The 16,426-nt window shown below is 44.1% G+C and carries 18 protein-coding genes and 2 pseudogenes; 18 read left to right on the top strand and 2 right to left on the bottom strand.

The genetic code is table 11. From position 1 onward, the window contains the following. Positions 1 to 433 precede the first annotated feature (433 nt). The 3 genes from ACQCVH_RS12955 (at position 434) to ACQCVH_RS12945 (ending at position 1,750) form a co-directional block, all read left to right on the top strand. Complete coding sequence (locus ACQCVH_RS12955) at positions 434 to 649, top strand: helix-turn-helix transcriptional regulator (protein WP_426836077.1); 216 nt, start codon at positions 434 to 436, stop codon at positions 647 to 649. Positions 650 to 653: 4 nt separating this feature from the next. Then, positions 654 to 1,028 carry a permease gene (locus ACQCVH_RS12950; RefSeq protein ID WP_426836076.1) on the top strand — a complete coding sequence of 125 codons (375 nt, stop codon included), beginning with the start codon at positions 654 to 656 and terminating at the stop codon, positions 1,026 to 1,028. 86 nt (positions 1,029 to 1,114) lie between these two features. Next, entirely contained in the window at positions 1,115 to 1,750 is a 636-nt protein-coding gene (locus tag ACQCVH_RS12945) for an FMN-dependent NADH-azoreductase (protein ID WP_426836075.1), read from the top strand. A gap of 46 nt (positions 1,751 to 1,796) precedes the next feature. On the opposite strand, the gene ACQCVH_RS12940 is transcribed toward ACQCVH_RS12945, so the two are convergent. Both ACQCVH_RS12940 and ACQCVH_RS12935 read right to left on the bottom strand, forming a co-directional pair. Further along, positions 1,797 to 2,423: an FMN-dependent NADH-azoreductase gene (locus ACQCVH_RS12940; RefSeq protein ID WP_426836074.1), complete on the bottom strand. Its 627-nt coding sequence runs from the start codon at positions 2,421 to 2,423 to the stop codon at positions 1,797 to 1,799. 234 nt (positions 2,424 to 2,657) lie between these two features. Continuing rightward, positions 2,658 to 2,765 (bottom strand): hypothetical protein, encoded by a 108-nt coding sequence (locus ACQCVH_RS12935; RefSeq protein WP_426836073.1) that lies wholly within the window; start codon positions 2,763 to 2,765, stop codon positions 2,658 to 2,660. A gap of 286 nt (positions 2,766 to 3,051) precedes the next feature. On the opposite strand from ACQCVH_RS12935, the pseudogene ACQCVH_RS12930 reads away from it, so the two are divergent. From ACQCVH_RS12930 to ACQCVH_RS12860, 15 genes and pseudogenes are all read left to right on the top strand, one after another. After that, positions 3,052 to 3,516: pseudogene (locus tag ACQCVH_RS12930) on the top strand (PAS domain-containing protein); the annotation flags it as partial. A 48-nt stretch (positions 3,517 to 3,564) separates the two neighbouring features. Then, the gene (locus ACQCVH_RS12925; RefSeq protein ID WP_426836160.1) at positions 3,565 to 4,059 is read left to right on the top strand and encodes a methyl-accepting chemotaxis protein; all 495 of its coding nucleotides are present in this window, start codon (positions 3,565 to 3,567) and stop codon (positions 4,057 to 4,059) included. Positions 4,060 to 4,792: 733 nt separating this feature from the next. Further along, positions 4,793 to 5,452: an L-serine ammonia-lyase, iron-sulfur-dependent subunit beta gene (gene sdaAB / locus ACQCVH_RS12920; RefSeq protein WP_426836072.1), complete on the top strand. Its 660-nt coding sequence runs from the start codon at positions 4,793 to 4,795 to the stop codon at positions 5,450 to 5,452. Between the two features lie 26 nt (positions 5,453 to 5,478). After that, positions 5,479 to 6,351, top strand: coding sequence for an L-serine ammonia-lyase, iron-sulfur-dependent, subunit alpha (sdaAA, locus tag ACQCVH_RS12915; RefSeq protein WP_426836071.1), 873 nt, complete (start codon positions 5,479 to 5,481; stop codon positions 6,349 to 6,351). A gap of 265 nt (positions 6,352 to 6,616) precedes the next feature. Continuing rightward, on the top strand, positions 6,617 to 7,669 hold the full coding sequence (locus ACQCVH_RS12910; protein WP_426836070.1) for an ArsR family transcriptional regulator: 1,053 nt from the start codon (positions 6,617 to 6,619) through the stop codon (positions 7,667 to 7,669). Between the two features lie 13 nt (positions 7,670 to 7,682). Further along, entirely contained in the window at positions 7,683 to 8,399 is a 717-nt protein-coding gene (locus ACQCVH_RS12905) for a class I SAM-dependent methyltransferase (RefSeq protein ID WP_426836069.1), read from the top strand. A 10-nt stretch (positions 8,400 to 8,409) separates the two neighbouring features. After that, the gene (locus ACQCVH_RS12900) at positions 8,410 to 9,300 is read left to right on the top strand and encodes a phosphotransferase family protein (protein ID WP_426836068.1); all 891 of its coding nucleotides are present in this window, start codon (positions 8,410 to 8,412) and stop codon (positions 9,298 to 9,300) included. A 110-nt stretch (positions 9,301 to 9,410) separates the two neighbouring features. After that, on the top strand, positions 9,411 to 10,358 hold the full coding sequence (locus tag ACQCVH_RS12895; RefSeq protein WP_426836067.1) for a Gfo/Idh/MocA family protein: 948 nt from the start codon (positions 9,411 to 9,413) through the stop codon (positions 10,356 to 10,358). Positions 10,359 to 10,381: 23 nt separating this feature from the next. Continuing rightward, positions 10,382 to 11,230, top strand: coding sequence for a GNAT family N-acetyltransferase (locus ACQCVH_RS12890; protein WP_426836066.1), 849 nt, complete (start codon positions 10,382 to 10,384; stop codon positions 11,228 to 11,230). Between the two features lie 58 nt (positions 11,231 to 11,288). Next, complete coding sequence (locus ACQCVH_RS12885) at positions 11,289 to 12,221, top strand: aminoglycoside phosphotransferase family protein (RefSeq protein WP_426836065.1); 933 nt, start codon at positions 11,289 to 11,291, stop codon at positions 12,219 to 12,221. Next, positions 12,212 to 12,658 (top strand): GNAT family N-acetyltransferase, encoded by a 447-nt coding sequence (locus ACQCVH_RS12880; RefSeq protein ID WP_426836064.1) that lies wholly within the window; start codon positions 12,212 to 12,214, stop codon positions 12,656 to 12,658. Before ACQCVH_RS12885 ends, ACQCVH_RS12880 begins: the two co-directional genes overlap by 10 nt. Before the next feature lie 148 nt (positions 12,659 to 12,806). Beyond that, a pseudogene (locus ACQCVH_RS12875) lies at positions 12,807 to 13,200 on the top strand (GNAT family N-acetyltransferase). A gap of 59 nt (positions 13,201 to 13,259) precedes the next feature. Next, the gene (locus tag ACQCVH_RS12870; protein ID WP_426836063.1) at positions 13,260 to 14,513 is read left to right on the top strand and encodes an MFS transporter; all 1,254 of its coding nucleotides are present in this window, start codon (positions 13,260 to 13,262) and stop codon (positions 14,511 to 14,513) included. 141 nt (positions 14,514 to 14,654) lie between these two features. Beyond that, complete coding sequence (locus tag ACQCVH_RS12865) at positions 14,655 to 15,140, top strand: ArsR/SmtB family transcription factor (protein ID WP_426836062.1); 486 nt, start codon at positions 14,655 to 14,657, stop codon at positions 15,138 to 15,140. 17 nt (positions 15,141 to 15,157) lie between these two features. Further along, entirely contained in the window at positions 15,158 to 16,414 is a 1,257-nt protein-coding gene (locus ACQCVH_RS12860) for an MFS transporter (protein ID WP_426836061.1), read from the top strand. Positions 16,415 to 16,426 lie beyond the last annotated feature (12 nt).

Below are 16,426 nucleotides of genomic sequence, written 5' to 3'. Positions count from 1 at the left end.
TCGTTGCTAGAACCACTATTTTGGTTTTTCCTTTAAATAATGGTTCCAGCGCTCGTTGCTAGAACCACTATTTTGGTTTTTCCTTGAAATAGTGGTTCCAGAGCTCGTGGCTAGAACCATTATTTTAATTTTTCCTTGAAATAGTGGTTCCAGAGCTCGTGGCTAGAACCATTATTTTGATTTTTCCTTGAAATAGTGGTTTCAGAGCTCGTGGCTAGAACCACTATTTTGGTTTTTCCTTTAAAAAATGGTTCCAGCGTTCGTGGCTAGAACCACTATTTTGGTTTTTACTTGAAATAGTGCTTTCAGCGCTCGTGGCAAAATCCGTTATTTTAGCTTTTCGCAGAAAACAACAGCCAAATACACACCTTATGTAAAGCACACTTGACGTAAAGCTCCCTTTACAATATAGTAGAGCAAAAGGAGGGCGTTTATGAAAAATAATTTGGCAGAGCTGAGAAAGAAGCATGGTTTTTCGCAGGACAGGCTTGCGGCCAGGCTGGGTGTCTCAAGACAGACGATCATTAGCATAGAGAAAGGAAAATATTCGCCTTCTCTTCCGCTTGCATTTCAAATTGCGAGAACCTTTGATACAACGATTGAACATATTTTTATATATGAAGAAGAAACAAACCAGAAAGGAGAATGAATGGATGGAATCGAGACTAACTTTTTATATATGCGGAGGCCTTTTTTTAATCATGACTCTTTTTATGGCTTTCGTCGGAATAGCGGCAGGCGAAAGCATCGTGCCGCAGACATGGACACTTCTCTCGCTGACAGTCATGAGCTTTTCAATGGGATACCTTTATCCGCAGTTTAAGCAAAAGGACGAAAGAATGAAGCTGATCCGGCAGAAAGGCCTTTTTTATGCATATTTTGCCCTCATTGTCTATTTCCTCATCTTTTTTCTGCTGATTGGTCTTAAAATTATTGATATTTCTGCTCTTGAACTGCTGCAAATACTCTCCGGCCTGACAATCAGCACGGTATTTTTGTCTATGGTATACGTTTCTAAAAGGATTTGACAGGGACGGCGGAATTTAACAGAAATGAACTCCTGCCATTTTGAGAAAGCTAAGAAGGTAAATCTCAATAAAAAGGCGGGTATTCTATGGCAACTTTATTGTATATCACTGCACATCCCCATGATGAAACACAATCATTCAGCATGGCTGCCGGAACGGCATTTATTGAATCTTACCGTGAATCCAATCCAGGGGATGAAGTCATAAGGCTTGATCTGTATAAAGAGCATATTCCCCAGATTGATGCAGATGTATTCAGCGGATGGGGCAAGCTTCGCACAGGCAGCTCTTTTGATGATTTGTCTCAGGAAGAGAAAGAAAAAGTGAACAGGCTCTCTGAACTGACTGAGCAATTTATCTCTGCGGATAAATATGTATTTGTCACTCCACTGTGGAATTTTTCTTTTCCTCCAGTTATGAAGGCATATCTTGATTCTGTTTGTACAGCAGGGAAGACATTTAAATATACAGAACAGGGGCCGGTAGGTCTTCTTCCTGATAAAAAGGCCCTTCATATCCAGGCGCGCGGCGGGATCTATTCCGAGGGTCCGGCTGCAGAGATGGAAATGGGCCACCGCTATATCGGGATCATTATGCAGTTCTTTGGGATTCCATCTTTTGAAGGCATCTTTATCGAAGGCCACAATCAATTCCCGGACCGCGCCCAGCAAATTAAAGAAGAAGGCGTGGCAGAGGCGAAAGAGAAAGCCAAAAGCTTTTAAGCATGAAAAGAAGAGATTTCTGCCAGGCAGAAATCTCTTCTTGTATTTAGAATTTTGCAGCTGTATCAGCGGCCTGCTTGATGCCTTCAGAAATGATTTCTTCCGCTTTATCAGGGAACTGGTTGTGCCCCTCGGTCACGATGGAAGTGACGTCCTGTACTCCAAAGAAAGCCAGAAGTGTACTTACATACTTCTCAGACATTTCGACCTCTGCAGCAGGACCTTCTGAATAAACACCGCCCCTTGCATTAAGCAAAGCAACTTTTTTATCAGTGAGAAGTCCTACAGCTCCATTTGGAGTATATTTAAACGTTTTGCCTGCTTGTGACAGGTAGTCAAAATAGGTGTGAAGTACAGCCGGGACAGTGAAGTTCCAGAGCGGGAATGCAAACACGGCCTTGTCTGCCTCAATGAATTGATTCAGATATTTTGTAACGCGGGCTGCAGCAGCTTCTTCTTCTGCAGTCAGCTCCATACCCTGTCCCTGCTTGTACATAGCAGTGATATGGAGATTATCATAATAAGGCAGATTTTCCTCGAACAAATCAAGCTCAGTGATTGTATCTTCAGGGTGGTTCTCCTTATAGCTGCTTAGGAAAGCATCGTACATTTGCACGCTGACAGCCTGATCAGCAGGACGGGAGTTTGCTTTGATGAATAACACGTTTGACATAAGAATAATTCCTCCGTTAGTTACTATGAAGTTTTCCGCAGGTTAAATACTTTTAATTCAAGATAATAAGCGGATATTGGATATTATATCTAGTACGGCTGGAAGGGTCAAAGCATCTGCTTAAATAAAAATTGTTTTGGACAGCTCTCGATAAGTCGGCTCCCGGTCAGGAGCTGTCATTTTAAAAAAGAAAACGCCGGTCACCCGGCACAATTGCTTTCAAGTTACTTACAGCTAGGATGAAGCTTTTAATTGGCGCGCTTTCCTTTTCCCCCACATTTTTTTCACGATCGGATAGGCTATGGGAGCCCATTTGATAACGTTTTTCACTAATCTCTTCATAGCATGATACCTCCTGTGTTCGTTTCCTTTCTTATTCCCTTTCGTTGCCGGGGACAAACCTGCAGAGGGGACAGCAGCCGTCTGCTTTGTAAGGCGGCTATCCATTTTTAACTGAAAGAGAATCATTTATTCAAAAACCAGGTCTGTCAAATGTAGATGTGTAGCTGTTTTGTTACACTTCATGAAACACTCAGGTTTGTTTGCCGCTCACAATGACTAGTACAATAGTCTTATGAAGGTGGCGGCGGGGAATTTATTTTTTGTTTCGTCGTTGCCATGAGCAGAAATGGGGACATGCTCCCCCGAGGGATTCTGCGGCATAAGCATCGGCCTAAATAAAAGGAAAAGAGGAAAAACATTGACATTGACTGTCCCAGTTAACAATATTCCCAGCACATCACAGGTTCTTGAAGAAGGAGCCGTATTGGCTGCCATTGAAAGATCACATGCGATGATTGAGTTCAGCCCGCAAGGAACTGTGCTATGGGCCAATCATAATTTTGCAAGTACCATGGAATATGATGTAAATGAAATGAAGGGCATGCATCACCGGAAATTTTGTACCGAAGAATTTGCGAGCAGCCCAGCTTATTCTATATTATGGAAAAACTTAAGGAGCGGCAAAAGCTTTCAGGAGAAAATCCAGCGGGTGACGAAAAGAGGAAATCTGATTTGGCTTGAAGCTACATATTCTCCGGTGCGGGATGAAGAAGGAAATGTCGTCGCCGTAGTAAAACTGGCTACAAATATAAATGAAAGAGAAAGCAATACGGTTGCGGTTGCAACCGAGCTGCAGGATATGGCAGGTGAGCTGCTGAACCGAGCGGAGCAAGGAATTTCCAGGAGTGAGGAAGCGGGTGCAGCATCAGAGAAGCTTGCAGACGAATCAAGAGAGAATCTGGAAATGCTGGATACTCTAAAAACTCAGGCACTGTCCATCGGCGATATTGTAAAAACAATCCGCGAAATAGCTGCCCAGACAAATCTTCTTGCACTCAATGCAGCCATCGAGGCAGCCAGGGCAGGGGAGCATGGAAGAGGGTTCAATGTAGTTGCCGGCGAGGTCAGGAAGCTCGCGACAAGAGTCCAGGAATCCATCGGTGAAGTGAACGCCCGCATCGAAGGCATATCTGGCGAGGTGAAAAATATCAGCGAAGCCACCAGGCAGTCAAGGGACGGCATCGAAAAAAGCAGGCTGCTGAACGAACAGGCGATGGCGGAGTTCAAGGGCATAGAAACTGCGGCCCGGTCGCTTGATAGCAGAGCAAAGGCGTTCAAGGACATTTTGAGGTAAATGATATGAGGAAAAAAGACCGGCTGTCAGTTAACGGGCAGCCGGTTTTTGATGTTTCAAGCAAGGGGAAGGGGTACACGCAGAATAAAATAAATGAATGCTGCACAGGCTGCTTTTTGATCCGGATGGAAGATCTGCATCGGCAAATTTTATGAAAAACACAGACGGCTTAAGAAAACGACCTCTTCAGAGCTCCTTTTTCAAGCAGAAATTATTTTAGTTTATAATTTTTTATAAAATGGGTGTAAAATTCATTTGAGACAAGCAGAATCTATGTTATTATGAATCTGCTTGCTGGTGGAAACGTTTACAAAATTGCGGGGATTCAAGCTGTTTATCCTGGGATATGCAAATTTCATTTTGGGGAATGTTGCAGAACACTTCTCAAGAATCGAATATTGAAGCAAGTTACAAGGCAAATGCATTACATTCATTATACTTGCAAAAATAGTCTTTCCATTGTATCTTTTAAGATTGAGTGTATACTTTAAAAGGTATGTCCAGGATTCGTGTGAGGAATCACCTGTTTCCTTTATGTGGAGTGAAAGAGATTTTATTGTCTAATTTAATTTCATGACTATTTTTACAGCGGCGCCATTCGTTAAAGGATTCCGTTTACGGAAGATGCAGCGGCGGCCGCATATAAATATAATATGAACAGCAGCGTACCTGAAGGAAAGTATCAGGTTTAGTATGCTGCCTGAAAATCATCTGATATTGCGAGGGTTGCAAAATGAAATATAGATCTGCGTTTGATATTATTGGTCCGGTCATGATTGGTCCATCAAGCTCACATACTGCTGGTGCTGCACGCATCGGAAGGGTGGCAAGGACCCTTTTTGGAAATATGCCAAACAAAGCGGTCATTTCCCTGTACGGTTCATTCGCCAAAACATATAAGGGGCATGGAACCGATGTGGCCATTGTAGGAGGACTTCTCGACTTCGACACATTTGATGAAAGGATACCGCAGTCTTTGGGCCTGGCGAAGGAAGCCGGCCTTGACATTGAATTCAGGATAGAAGACACTGTCATGGACCATCCGAATACTGTCTCGATTCACCTGACAGACGGAAAGCAGGAACTGGACCTGACAGGCATCTCCATCGGCGGGGGCACCATAGAAATTACAGAACTGAACTCGTTCAAACTCAAGCTTTCTGGAAATCCAGCCATACTGGTCATCCATAATGACCAATTCGGCGCCATATCCGCTGTCACTCATGTACTGGCCATGCATCGTATTAATATCGGCCATATGGAAGTTTCCCGCAAGGAAAAGGGCCAAATGGCAATGATGGTTATTGAAGTGGATCAGCGCATCGATCTGGACGTGATCAGAGAATTGGAACAGCTTCCTAATATCACACAAATCATCAGAATGGCAGAATAGAAGATTAGGAGCCGGGAGGGAATACAATGTTATTTCGCAATGTAGCAGAAGTAGTCGAACTTGCAGAAAGCAAGGGCGTTAAAATAGCTGAAATCATGATTCAGCAGGAAATAGAAGTTTCAGGGCGGACACGCGAGGAAATCATTGCCCAGATGGACCGCAACCTGACAGTAATGGAAGAAGCGGTCGAACGGGGCCTGAAAGGCGTCAAATCGGTTTCCGGCCTTACAGGCGGAGATGCGGTCCTGCTGCAGAACTATATAAAAAGCGGAAAAGCTTTATCCGGCAACCTGCTGCTTGATGCAGTCAGCAAGGCAGTTGCCACCAACGAAGTCAATGCCGCAATGGGCGTGATCTGCGCCACACCTACAGCAGGGTCGGCTGGTGTGGTGCCTGGCACCCTGTTTGCAGTGAAAGAAAAGCTTAATCCGACAAGGCAGGAAATGATTGAATTCCTGTTCACCTCAGCAGCCTTCGGATTTGTCGTCGCCAACAATGCCTCCATTTCAGGAGCTGCCGGCGGCTGCCAGGCTGAAGTAGGCTCAGCGAGCGGAATGGCTGCCGCTGCCATTGTTGAACTGGCAGGAGGGACTCCTTCCCAGGCTGCAGAGGCTATGGCCATCACCTTGAAAAATATGCTCGGCCTTGTCTGCGACCCTGTTGCAGGTCTGGTTGAAGTCCCATGTGTAAAAAGAAACGCTATGGGAGCTTCGAATGCAATGACGGCTGCAGACATGGCTCTTGCCGGCATCACCAGCCGGATACCATGTGACGAAGTCATCATTGCCATGTATAAAATTGGACTGACAATGCCATCCGCCCTGCGAGAAACTGCAGAAGGCGGGCTTGCCGCCACGCCAACCGGAAAGAGGCTGCAGGCTGAGATATTTGGAAAATAATATGCTGGAGGAATCCCCTGCTTTTACAAGTGGGGGATTTTTTATGCTTACATCTTAAAAGGAGGATGCGGGCTATTAAAAATCAACCGGAGGGGCAGCAGACACCTCATAGAAAAAATGCATTACTTGCAGAAAACTTCAGAGTTGCTGTGAACAAAATAATTTTTTCTGAAAAATCAATGTAAGAGGTACATTGTATGTTATTATGGTATTACGTAGAGGCGTAAACTAGAAGCTGCAAAACAAAGGAGGCTTTACTCCAAATATGGCATTCAAAGAAGAGCTAAATGTTATTAAACGCCAGCTGGAGGTTCTTATCAGGAAAGCAGAAAGAATGGAAGCAGCCTCGCTGGACCAGTACAGTAAAGACGAGAATCAGTTTACGACTATCTCCTATAGCGGCACAATTGCGGCCCAGGAAGGGAGTCGCAGATGGAAACCGGCGTCCAAAACGATCGAAGAGGTGCTGGCGCCAGACAGCGGCAGCCTTGCGAATATACTCTCCTCTCTTGGCCACAAACAAAGGATAGAAATGATCAAGTCTCTTCTGCAGGAGCCGAAGAATGCAGCAGAATTGGTCAAGGAACTCGGGATGGGGACGACCGGACAGCTCTATCACCACATGAAGCCGCTGCTGCACGCCGGCATCATTGAACAGAAGGAACGGGGAGGCAGCTATTCAATTGCAGCAGATAAAATTCTCCCCATACTCCTACAGCTGGCAGGGGCAGCAGAAATGTTTGAGAGCAGCCGCTATTTGGCTCTGGAAGCGCTGAGGGAAGAACCTGAAAAAATGAACATGAAAACTGAAGGGAATTTTGATGCAAACATTTTGCTGTTTTCACTCATCCATCATGCAGTCCAGGAGCATGAAGCCGGCCATGCATCCAGAATAAATATATACCTGCATAGCGACGGAAGTGCGACTGTCTCCGATGATGGACGCGGCATCCCGGTTTCCCTGCTGGAAGGAACCAGCTTGAGCAGGCTCCAGGACGTGCTGACAGATGTTGAGAAAAACTATTTGGAAGATTCATCGAATGAAAAAGCCGGTATTCCTGTTGCTGCAATAAACGCTTTTTCAGAAAAGCTGACAGTCCTGATTAAAAAGGATTATCGGATATACAGGCAGGAATATCAGTATGGAAAAGCTCTTGCCCAGGTGGTTCCCATAGGGGAAACGAATGAAAAGGGAACGAGCATCAGCTTCCTGCCTGATAAAAAAGTATTTAAGACCGGATTTAATGCTGCAAAGCTAGAGGGGAAAATAATGGAGCTGCAGGGACTTTACCCGAATTTATCACTGTCTCTGCAATGAAGGGGGAAGAAAGGTGGCAGGCTTAGAAACGATTAGAACCGCCGAAGATGTAATGAACATGCTGGATTTCCTGCTGAAAGAAAAGTCTTCATTTCAATGGAATCAATTTTATGAAAGAAGGGGAAACCATGTCCCATTTTTCAGGAATGTTCCTGATGAGAATCTGGCTGCTTATTTCAATAAGGGGCAGGTGAAAGCAGGCAGGGTGCTGGAACTCGGCTGCGGACCAGGCAGGAATGCCATATACATGGCAGGGAAAGGGTGCACGGTGGATGCCGTAGATTCTTCTAAAGAAGCGCTGAATTGGGCAAGGGAGAGAGTGACGGGAAATGATGCGGATATCCGTTTCATTGAAGCTGATATCTTCCAGCTGGACCAAAGCTTTGCTGAATACGATTTTATTTACGATTCAGGCTGCTTTCACCATATCCCGCCGCATCGGAGATCAGATTACTTTGCCATCCTGCGTGACAGGCTGAAGCCAGATGGCTTTTTTGCGCTAACATGCTTTAAAGAAAACGGTGAGCTGGGCGGCTCGGCTCAATCAGATTGGGATGTCTATAGAGAACGCAGCATGAAGGGCGGCCTCGGCTTCACAGAGGAAAAGCTTCTGCATTTATTCAGCAATTACAGAGCAGTTGAAATCAGACCGATGAAAAAGAAGAACAATGATGATGCAGAGTTCGGTGTTTCAGGCCTGCTGACTGCGCTTTTTCAAAAGAAAGAATAGGGGATCTGCAATGGAAGATAGAATAAAAGAATTATTAAAGAACGTACAGGAAGAATGCCAAGGAAGAATCAACATTTCAGATATTGAACCATTTGCCTTTGGGGTAGAAAATTGCGTGTTCAAGGGCCATTCCCCTGAGTGGGGCGAGGTAGCCATCCGGACTCCCTGGTCCCGGCAGATTGACAGGGAAACGGATACCATCACAGATTCAAGGCTTGGGCTGCTGAAAGAACATGCTTTGACCGGCCACAGCAGAAAGTATGGCCTGCCGGTGCCGGCCATCTGCCATCTTCATCTTGGAAAAACAGCAGATTTTCTGGTTCAGGAGTTTGTGGAGGAAGATAAGAGTGCCTCCATTGAAGAAATAGGAAGAATTGCAAAAGAGCTTCACAGGATTGAAGCTTTGCCGGAGACAGGCATCTCTGAGCGTGAAGTGCACCGGTCATTGGCTGACAGGATTGCCATCAGGGCAAAAGCAGCTGAAAGGGTTCTGAATTGCAGTCTGCCGCTGCCTGATTCGGAAGATATTCACGGAATATTATCTTCGTACAAGCAGAAAAAGCGGCTGCTTCATATGGATCTGCGGGCGGAAAATCTTATTTTTCAAGAAGGAAAGGCGGCTGCCGTCATTGACTGGACGAATGCGCTGATTGGTGATCCGGTCCTTGAGCTTATGAGAATAAAAGATTATGGGCTTTTGACAGATGAATTTTTCCAGGGATATCCAGAGGCGGAATGCGAAATAGCAAGGGTGCCAGAGGCTGTCAGGTATCTTTATCAGTTTGATACGGCAACTATGCTTGCCGTGTTATTTCATACTGAAAGCATTGATCCAGAACAGGGGGAAGCAGCTGGGATAAGAGTAAGGGAGCTTCATAGAAAAATAACAAATCTATTGTAGTTTATAAAATTATTATGTAAACTAACCTAACTCAGACATTCAAATCCCCTTTTCAGTCCGCAATAAGCTATAATAGAAATTGTCAAAAGATTAGAAATAGGAGTGTTAGCATGTCTAAAAACGTGGGGATTATTGGTCTGGGTGCCATCGGAGAGAGAGTGCTGAGAAATTTTCAGTATAATGAAGGAACAAGGGTCGCTGCACTTTGCGATACGAATGAAAGCCGGCTGGAAGAACTGAAAAGCGAACTTGGAGAAATTGCTTTGTACAGTAACTATAAGGAACTATTGAATAATGAAGAAATCGAACTAGTATACATAGCCGTGCCACCAAAGTTCCACCATCAGATTGCATTGGATGCGATCAAAAAAGGAAAACATATTCTTTGTGAAAAGCCGCTCGCCAATTCAATTGAAGAGGCAAGGGAAATGGCAGAGGCTGCAGAGGCGGCCGGAATTGTCAATGCAATCAATTTCCCAATGATGTACAGCAATGTGTTCCGTCTATTCAAGGAAAAAACAGAAGCTGGGACGCTCGGTGAAATCAAGCGGGTGGAAGTGAATCTCCACTTTACTGAATGGCCAAGGAAATGGCAGAAGAACAATTGGATCGCCGGCAGGGAGCAGGGCGGATTCATCCGCGAAGTCGGGCCGCACTATATCCAAATGATCATGGACGTTTTCGGCGATATAAAGGATATCCGTTCCTTTGTCAACTATCCTGAAGAAACGGATTTATGCGAGACGGGTTTTGTGGCAGTGATGACGGCTGGCGAAAATATTCCTGTCGTCTTCAACGGGGCGAGCGGGATCGGCCAGCAGGAAAAGATTTCTTTCAAGATTTTTGGAGAAAAAGGGACCATTGATCTGCAAAATTGGAGCCAGCTTGCTGAAAGCACGATTGATGCTGAAGCCGAAATGCTGCCGGTCGAGCGTGAAAATGACTTGGACCTTATCAGCGAAATCTGCCATAGCATTGATGGGGGAAAAGCAAGGATTGTCAGCTTTAAACAAGGATATAAAGTGCAGGAGGTCCTTGAACAGCTGCTGAATACATAATCAAAGGACTTGGGGGCAGGACAATGGGTCTGAGTTTTACGGTATATGAAAACCCGCAGGAATTTCTGCAAAAAACAGAAGGGTTCCTGCTAAAACGGGAAGCTGAAAACAATCTTCCGCTGGGGCTGCTTTACCAGGCTGCTGATGCTGACAGCCTTTATGAAAATCCTTTCTTTGCACTAATAGAAAGGGAGGACGAAACCTTAGCGGTACTGATCATGACACCGCCGCACTATCTGATATGGTCCGCAGGTGATATTCCTGATGATGCCGCTGCTTTTGCTCTCCGCGGGCTTCTTAAAAGAAACATATCCTTTCCAGGAATCGTGGCACCAAAGGAAACAGCGCATAAAGTCGAAGCGGAATGGACCCAATTGGCCGGTGCCGGCAGCGAGCTTGTGATGGATCAAAGGATTTATATTCTGGATAAGGTGAACGATCTTCCGTATGCAGGCGGAACATTAGCTCTGGCTTCTGAAAAGGATGAGGAGCTCGTTGCAGGCTGGATATCCGCCTTCAGCAGAGCCACTCCTGAAAATACCCTGAGCTTAGAAGAGGGAAGGAAAAAGGCACGGCAGTTCATAGCAGAAAGATCTGTTTATTTATGGCTGGAGGATGGCAGGCCGGTTTCAATGGCGAAAAAAGCAAGGCCAACCCAAAATGGCGTTGTCGTCAATCTCGTCTATACGCCTGATGAGGAGAGGAAGAAAGGCTTTGCTTCAGCCTGTGTGGCGGCATTGAGCAGAGAATTGCTGAAATCCTATAAGTTTTGCTCACTCTATACGGATTTAGCCAATCCAACCTCCAATCACATTTACCAGGAAATCGGCTATAAACCGGCAGCTGATTCTGTGATGTTGAAGTGGGTTTAAATTGAAAACGGAAGGCCAAATCATGATGATTTGGCCTTTTACCATCGGAGGTGAAAGGATGCTGGAATGGTTGATAGAGGAATTACCGCTGCTCAAGAAAAGCACTGGAATTGAATGTATACAAAAAGGATTTTCACAAGATGAGAAGTATATGGTTTCTTTGGAGGATAAAAGCAAATTACTCCTTAAGCTCTTTGATTTATCAGGACTTCCATCAAAAAGACAAGAGTTCACGATTTTAGAAAAAATGCATGGTTATGCTGTCCCCTGCTCCCAGCCTATAGAGATTGGCGAAGCAGGAGGAAGAGGATATATGATAACCTCGTTCATCGAGGGGAAAGATGCGGAGGAAGAAATGAAGCACCTTTGTGATCAGGATCAGTATGCAATAGGGTTAGAGGCCGGAAGACAATTGAGGAAAATGCATCAGCTTCATGCTCCTGAAGGAACTCCTTCCTGGTATAAAAGGAAAACAGAGAAGCATAGGAAGTATTTGGAGGCATATTCTTCATGTGGAGTGAGGATCAAACATGATGATAAAATCATTTATTTTATTGAAGAAAATCTTCAGAGGATGAAAAATCGTCCCAGCCTTTTTCAGCATGATGACTTTCACCCTGGTAATCTGATCATCCAAAATAACAGACTGGCAGGCATTATTGATTTTAACCGGTTTGATTGGGGAGACCCGATTCATGAATTTCTGAAAATCGGCATCTTCAGCCGGAATGTCAGCATTCCTTTTTCAATCGGCCAACTAAAAGGCTACTTTAACCAGGAAGAACCAGGGGACGAATTTTGGACTTTATATTCCGTTTATCTGGCAATGTGTGTGTTTTCCACGGTAATCTGGGCACTGAAATATACCCCGGAAAATCTTGAGGGAATGATGGGAAAAGTGAATCTGTTTTTGGAGGACCATGAATATTTCTCAAGATTGAGGCCCAAGTGGTACGATTTGCAGCAGGGGGGAAAGCGGCAGTGGACGTAAATTATCATATCTCAGAGGGGATTCCAAAACAGGGAGTATTGGAGACAATCCTCAAATTGCATGCTGCCATTTTCGGGAAAACGGATCAGCTGGAAAAAAAGATGGCGGGTAAACCTAAGCTTCTTGTTGCATATGCCATTTTTCAAGATCAGGTGATTGGGTTCAAGATTGGCTATGAATTGGAAGAAAACAAGTACTACAGCTGGCTTGGCGGCGTGGATGCAAAGTACCGCGGTAAAGGAATTGCCTCCAGGCTGATGGAGATACAGCATGAATATATCAAGGAAAAAGGCTATAGGGTGGTCCGGACGAAAACCATGAACAAGTGGCGGGACATGCTGATTCTGAATATAAAGCACGGATTTGATGTAAAGGAAACATATATAGACGAAAAAGGAAGGCATAAAATCATCCTCGAGAAAAAACTGAGGGACTAGCAAAAAAACACTGGAAGAAAAAGGATCTTAGATTTTTTGTCGAAATATTCCTTATTATACTTTTCGGAGGTATGCAGGTGTTTCTATTATTTTATTGAGATCAAGGAAATCAACAGAATCTAATTAAATAACAGGAGTTGAATTTCTTATGATCTATACATCTTCCTTAAAGGGCATCTCGTCTGACATGTTTTTTTGTAGATTGGCCGAATCCTCCATCACTGGAGACTCATATGAAATTGCTGGAAAACAGCTTCAAGGTGGTTCTCGCCATCGATGAAAAAAAGGGGCAGGCAGCCGGCTTCATCACTGCCATCAGTGATAATGTACTATCTGCGTATATTCCATTTCTCGAAGTCCTTCCGGAATATCAAAACCAAGGGATAGGAAAAGAGCTGGTAAATAGGATGCTGGAAGAACTGAATGGCCTCTATATGATCGATCTGCTTTGTGATGATTACCTGGCTCCATTCTATGAGAAGGCTGGAATGTCTAAAGCAGGCGGCATGGTAATCAGAAATTACGAAAAGCAATCAGGTTAGAATAGTTTAAGCACAGGGACTTTCTCTGTGCTTTTTTCCAGAAGGGCAAAGGAGCATATATGAAACAATTTTTATCTTTTGATGAAAACATCCGAATTAGAATGCTATTAAAATTTTTCACCGTGCTGTTTCATACGATGGTTATGCCTTACACAGTTGTCTATTTTGCTGCGAAAATTGGCCCTTCTTTAACAACTGTGATGATTATCATCATTGGAATCATTAGTATCATAGGATACCTTTTAGGCGGACGTGCAGCTGACAGGTTCGGCCGGAAAAGAGTCATCATCACCAGTGAAATGATGGCCGGGATCGGCTTTGTGCTTGTGGGCTGTTTTGATTCCCTCCACCACTTTTACGCCATTCCCATTGTAATTGCCTTCAGCTTTATTTACTTTTTTGAAAGCACATCAAATCCAGCTTATTCAGCCCTGATCATTGATGCGAGCAATGAAAAGGACAGAAAGATCATCTATACCTATTTCATGTGGATTTCGAGTACCGCGTTTGCCGGCGGAAGCTTATTGGGGGGGTTCTTTTTCGAAAATCATTCTTCCATGCTGTTCTTTGTAGTTGGCCTGACTTCCATATTATCCGCTGTATTGACCTCGCTGCTGATAAAAGACATTCCTCTTAAAGCTGCTGATGCAATCACTGAGCTGCCAGCCGTTGGGGCAAAGAAGCTAAGTATTTTTGCCTCACAATTATTTCTTTTCTTATGTATAGGACAGCTGCTGATCAATATATTAAAAGAACAATTCCCCAATTATTTAAGCATCAGGATCGTGTCAAAATATCCTGTTGGGGATATCGATATTTCAGGATATAAGATGATCGGCTATTTGAACCTTGAAGAAACGATCATCATCACCATAGCAGCCGGAGTCATTTTTAAGCTCACTAAACAGCTCTCGGAAAAAATGTCCCTCATGCTGGGCTTGCTGCTATTTGTTCTGGGCTATGTCTGCCTAAGCTATTTCATACATCCAGTCTTGTTGATGCTGGGAATGCTATTCATTTCTGCCGGGGGTCTCATCTATCTGCCAACCCTGCAGGCCATAACCGCAAAATCGCTTCCTGCGCATTCCAGAGGAAAGCATTTATCGATCCTTGGACTGGTTGGGGCGGCCGGGGGGATGATTTCAAGCTTATTCATCTGGGCAATGGAATATATACCGGAGATAGGGATTACTTTTATATTTATTGGTATGGGGATTTTTTTGGTGGGGGTTTATTGGAGGGTTTATCATTTTGCCTATTCTGAGAATGTCCAAGAGCGTGTGGAAAAGAAAACTGTTTTTAGTGTGGAGTGAAGGTTCAGACTACCTGTTTTTGGAAAAAACTTTACAAATGATTTTTTTTCCAGTAAGGTAGTCTTTAGAAGTGATCTAATTTTTTAGATTGATTTAATTTTTTAGAATGAGAGTAGGTTTTTCATGGTAAAGAAGGATAAAATGGCTCATCAAATTTCTATTGAGCAGTCTAAGTTATTAGGAAATGCTTTGCGCATCAAGATTATAAGCGTTCTGCAGGAGAAGCCGCTTACTTCCAAGCAAGTATCCGAGTTATTGGGAAATTCTCCAGGAAGTGTGCATTACCATATTCAAAAGCTGAATGAAGGTGGCCTGATCGAACTTGTCGAAAACAAGGTTTCAGGAGGGATTATTGAAAAGTATTATAAAGCGAAATCGAAATGGTATCAGGCAAAAGGCGGCATTGAGCTGGATCCGGCTTTAAGTGCAGAAAATGATCAAGGCTATTCTACGAATCTGAGCCTGCGGCTATTTCTTAAAGAAGAAGAAAGAGATAGATTCCTTGAAGATGTTAAAAACCTGCTTGAAAAGTGGGTCAATAACTCCGACCTCAGCAATGTAGATGAAATGCAGGAATATGCAGTTGGATTAAGGCTGGTGGAAGCCATGAAAAAAGAAGACCATTAAGATAGGAGAATCCGGCGATGGGGATATTTAAGAATAAGAACTTTACCTGGCTGTTTATAGGCAGAATTGTTTCAAATATCGGAGACAGTCTGTATGCAGTTGCCGCTATGTGGCTGGTATACGATTTGGGCGGATCGACTTTTTATACTGGACTGGCAGGATTTCTATCTTTTTTCCCCAGGATTGTTCAGCTCCTTGCAGGCCCGTTCGTAGACCGTATCCCCATAAGGTCCTTGCTGGTATACTCCCAGCTAATTCAAGCTGTATTGCTTCTGATTGTTCCTATCGCTTCTTATTTTGATCATCTTACTGTTGCACTTGTTTTAATAATGACTCCGATATTAACCACATTGAATATGTTCATGTTTCCTGCCCAGATGGCAGCATTGCCGACTTTCGTTGAGAAAAAAGATTTAAACAAAGGAAATTCTCTTTTCACTCTAGCCTATCAAGGAATTGACATTGCATGCAATGCGGTATCCGGTATTTTGATCGTTATGGCCGGAGCGATTTCTATTTACCTGCTAGATGCAGCAGCCTTTTTGCTTGGAGCATATGTTTTTTCCTTGATTCGCTTACCCTTGCAAAAAGCTGTTCCAAACATAACAGAAGCAAAACCGAAATATATATCTGAGCTTAAAGATGGTGTGAAAATTATCCTTTTCACCCCGCTCTCAAGGCTGCTTTACGGGATTATACTTGTAAACCAGGCCATGGGAGCAACATTTGTTGTCCTCCCTGCTTTTGGGAAAATAATCGGGGGTCCTGAATCTTATGGACTGCTCCTGACCGCTCAGGCAGTTGGAAGCCTGGCCGGTGCACTCGCCGCTCCCTACATAAAGCTGGAAGATGTTCAAATTGGAAAACTATATGCCGCAGCATTTTGTTTTAGCGGAATAGCCTGGGGGCTGTCTATTTTTTCCCCATGGAATTGGCTGGCGATTGTGCTTTTCGGCCTTGCTTTTATACCGGGTGCTGTTACCAATATTGCGATCAACACAGTTATTCAAAAAGCTATCCCAGAAAAGCTGCTTGGGAGGGTATTTTCTGCCGTGATGAGCTTAAGCGGAATTGCTTTTCCGCTTGGGGGCTTGGCTGGAGGAACTTTAGGTGTCATCATTGGTGCTGAATCAATCATATTGATCAGCGGTATCATAACCTTTCTTACAGGAATCGCCTGGATCATAGATCCTGTGACAAGGAAGCTGCCGCCTTCAAAAGAGATTGATCCTTCTGTTTTTGAGCTGGGGAAGGTGGCTGGATATGGGGCGTAGACAATGTACCGT

This window comes from Bacillus infantis (assembly GCF_050107595.1).
GTDB classification, from domain to species: Bacteria; Bacillota; Bacilli; order Bacillales; family Cytobacillaceae; genus Bacillus_AB; species Bacillus_AB infantis_C.
Note: the sequence above shows the minus strand (reverse complement) of the source record. Positions and strands in the feature narration are given on the sequence as shown.

What these genes read in the sequence shown, in the direction of transcription:
- ACQCVH_RS12900 (WP_426836068.1), top strand. Translation starts at nt 8,410, where the DNA reads ATGGAAGATAGAATAAAAGAATTATTAAAGAACGTACAGGAAGAATGC.
- ACQCVH_RS12935 (WP_426836073.1), bottom strand. Translation starts at nt 2,765, where the DNA reads ATGAAGAGATTAGTGAAAAACGTTATCAAATGGGCTCCCATAGCCTAT.
- ACQCVH_RS12860 (WP_426836061.1), top strand. Translation starts at nt 15,158, where the DNA reads ATGGGGATATTTAAGAATAAGAACTTTACCTGGCTGTTTATAGGCAGA.
- ACQCVH_RS12895 (WP_426836067.1), top strand. Translation starts at nt 9,411, where the DNA reads ATGTCTAAAAACGTGGGGATTATTGGTCTGGGTGCCATCGGAGAGAGA.
- ACQCVH_RS12885 (WP_426836065.1), top strand. Translation starts at nt 11,289, where the DNA reads ATGCTGGAATGGTTGATAGAGGAATTACCGCTGCTCAAGAAAAGCACT.
- ACQCVH_RS12865 (WP_426836062.1), top strand. Translation starts at nt 14,655, where the DNA reads ATGGCTCATCAAATTTCTATTGAGCAGTCTAAGTTATTAGGAAATGCT.
- ACQCVH_RS12945 (WP_426836075.1), top strand. Translation starts at nt 1,115, where the DNA reads ATGGCAACTTTATTGTATATCACTGCACATCCCCATGATGAAACACAA.
- ACQCVH_RS12890 (WP_426836066.1), top strand. Translation starts at nt 10,382, where the DNA reads ATGGGTCTGAGTTTTACGGTATATGAAAACCCGCAGGAATTTCTGCAA.
- sdaAA (WP_426836071.1), top strand. Translation starts at nt 5,479, where the DNA reads ATGTTATTTCGCAATGTAGCAGAAGTAGTCGAACTTGCAGAAAGCAAG.
- ACQCVH_RS12955 (WP_426836077.1), top strand. Translation starts at nt 434, where the DNA reads ATGAAAAATAATTTGGCAGAGCTGAGAAAGAAGCATGGTTTTTCGCAG.
- ACQCVH_RS12950 (WP_426836076.1), top strand. Translation starts at nt 654, where the DNA reads ATGGAATCGAGACTAACTTTTTATATATGCGGAGGCCTTTTTTTAATC.
- ACQCVH_RS12925 (WP_426836160.1), top strand. Translation starts at nt 3,565, where the DNA reads ATGGCAGGTGAGCTGCTGAACCGAGCGGAGCAAGGAATTTCCAGGAGT.
- ACQCVH_RS12940 (WP_426836074.1), bottom strand. Translation starts at nt 2,423, where the DNA reads ATGTCAAACGTGTTATTCATCAAAGCAAACTCCCGTCCTGCTGATCAG.
- sdaAB (WP_426836072.1), top strand. Translation starts at nt 4,793, where the DNA reads ATGAAATATAGATCTGCGTTTGATATTATTGGTCCGGTCATGATTGGT.
- ACQCVH_RS12910 (WP_426836070.1), top strand. Translation starts at nt 6,617, where the DNA reads ATGGCATTCAAAGAAGAGCTAAATGTTATTAAACGCCAGCTGGAGGTT.
- ACQCVH_RS12870 (WP_426836063.1), top strand. Translation starts at nt 13,260, where the DNA reads ATGAAACAATTTTTATCTTTTGATGAAAACATCCGAATTAGAATGCTA.